Origin of the sequence: Mesorhizobium sp. M7A.F.Ca.CA.002.04.1.1 (genome assembly GCF_004022805.1) — a bacterium.
Lineage (GTDB): Bacteria > Pseudomonadota > Alphaproteobacteria > Rhizobiales > Rhizobiaceae > Mesorhizobium > Mesorhizobium ciceri.
Genome location: NZ_RZPL01001092.1, coordinates 1 through 1,159, shown reverse-complemented (window position 1 = coordinate 1,159; position 1,159 = coordinate 1). Strand labels below are relative to the sequence as shown.

The 1,159-nt window shown below is 64.5% G+C and carries 2 protein-coding genes; one reads left to right on the top strand and one right to left on the bottom strand.

Features of this window, described 5'->3' with window-relative positions; genetic code table 11:
- A partial coding sequence (locus ENZ75_RS32405; protein ID WP_164888199.1) for a TetR/AcrR family transcriptional regulator occupies nt 1-507 on the bottom strand: 507 nt, incomplete at its 3' end.
- A 99-nt stretch (nt 508-606) separates the two neighbouring features.
- Here ENZ75_RS32405 and ENZ75_RS32400 point away from each other — a divergent pair.
- On the top strand, nt 607-1,159 hold a 553-nt coding region (locus ENZ75_RS32400; RefSeq protein WP_128278643.1), incomplete at its 3' end, for an SDR family NAD(P)-dependent oxidoreductase.

Here is a 1,159-nt window from a genome sequence, read left to right as displayed (position 1 = left end):
GTGCTGGACCGTGGCGAAGAAGGTCGCGGCAGCGCTCGCGTCGAAATCCGCCGGCAATTCGCCTTCGGCAATACCGCGCTCCAGACGTTTTTGCAGGGCGGTGTGGTTTTCGGCACGACGGCGGCGCAGATCGTCGCAGATGGCGCCGCGGCTCGAATCCTGATGCAGTGCGCCCAGCGTGATCAGGCAGCCCTGCGGGCGATCGCTCTGCGCATAGGCTTTCGCCGTCAGGCACAGGAATTGTTCGATCGCCTGCCGCGCGGTCGGAGCCTCGTCCAATGCCAGCCAGATGTCGGCACCCTCGGTGTGCGAGTAAAAATCCGTCGCCTCCAGGAACAGCGCCTCCTTGCTGCCGAAGGCAGCGTAGAGGCTGGGCGAGTTGATGCCCATGGCGGCGGTCAGTTCGCTCATCGATGCACCTTCGTAACCACGCGCCCAAAACACCTGCATCGCGCAACGCAGGGCTGCGGTTCGATCGAAGGTGCGGGGACGGCCTCGTTCCGACATGACGCTCTTTCTGTGTTGATCGATACATAATTCAGTTGACGCCAGCGGGCAAGGCTGACAGATATTTATGTATCGATCATTACATAAAAGGAGAATTCGATGTCTTCCAGCAGATTGAACGGCAAGGCCGCGCTCGTCACCGGCGGCAGTCGCGGCATCGGCGCAGCGATTGCGCGGAGGCTGGCGGCCGATGGCGCCAGCGTCGCGCTGACCTATGTGCATGGCGAGGAACAGGCCCGCGCTGTCGTCGCCGAGATCGAGGCCAAGGGCGGCCGCGCCATCGCGATCAAAGCCGACAACCGCGATGCGGTCGCCCTAGACAAGGCAGTCGACGACGCCGTAACCGCCTTTGGCCGGCTCGACATCCTGGTCAACAGCGCCGGCATCTGGCGCGCCGCCCCAATCGACACGCTGTCGCTCGCCGATTTCGACGAGACCATGGAGGTCAATCTCCGGGCCCCATTCATCGCTTCCAAGGCCGCGGCCGCCCATATGGGTGAGGGCGGCAGCATCATCTCGATCGGCAGCAACCTTGCCGAGCGGGCCGACGGCAGCCTCACGGCCTATTCAGCCAGCAAGGCGGCGCTGGTCGGCCTGACCAAGGCGCTGGCGCGTGACCTCGGCCCGCGCGGCATCACCGCCAATGTCGTCC